This window comes from Staphylococcus sp. EG-SA-2 (assembly GCF_017152085.1).
Genome location: NZ_JACYHC010001035.1, coordinates 1 through 785, shown reverse-complemented (window position 1 = coordinate 785; position 785 = coordinate 1). Strand labels below are relative to the sequence as shown.

Annotated in this window: 2 protein-coding genes; both read left to right on the top strand. The window is 33.4% G+C overall.

The window, feature by feature from the left end:
* Positions 1-268: DUF1672 family protein (locus IDG60_RS17645; protein ID WP_206161004.1), on the top strand; the 268-nt coding region annotated here is incomplete at its 5' end.
* Between the two features lie 57 nt (positions 269-325).
* Positions 326-785: DUF1672 family protein (locus IDG60_RS17640; protein WP_206161003.1), on the top strand; the 460-nt coding region annotated here is incomplete at its 3' end.

Genomic DNA, 785 nt, shown 5'->3' with positions numbered 1-785 from the left:
TCTGAATTTTAAAAAAGGTATGAAACAAGCAAGGAAAGGAGTAGGCTATAAAGCTGCAATAGAAGTACATACAACATTGTTTTCGAGAAGTAGTAACTTTTCAAAGGACAAAAAATTAGATGATGTTATAGATTTGTCTGAAAGTACGAAAAAGTTACACCTTAATTTTGAAAATACGAAAATATTTTTACAACTAGCAAAATCTACTATTAGTACTAATCGAGTTAATTACAGTGATAATGAGTCTATAAGGATTGAGGTCGAATGACTTGAAATCAGCTAATTTCTCTATATTCTAAACAAACACATAAATGGGTGATGAGCTATGTTTAAAAGAACTAAACTAATCTTAATAGCAACATTACTGCTATCAGGATGTTCAACTACCAATAACGAATCCAACAATGAAACAAAATCAGTACCAGAAGAAATGGAAGCTTCAAAATATGTTGGACAAGGCTTCCAACCACCTGCAGAAAAAGATACGATTGAATTTGCGAAGAAGCATCGTAAAGAATTTGAAAAAGTAGGTGAACAATTCTTTAAAGACAACTTTGGACTGAAGGTAAAGGCTACCAATGTTGTAGGTAAAGATGATGGTATAGAAGTTTATGTGCATTGCGATGATCATGGCATTGTATTTAATGCAAGTTTGCCCTTGTACAAAGATGCCATCCATCAAAAAGGATCAATGCGTAGTAATGACAACGGTGATGATATGAGTATGATGGTGGGTACAGTGCTGAGTGGCTTTGAATATCGAGCGCAAAAAGAAAAGTATGATA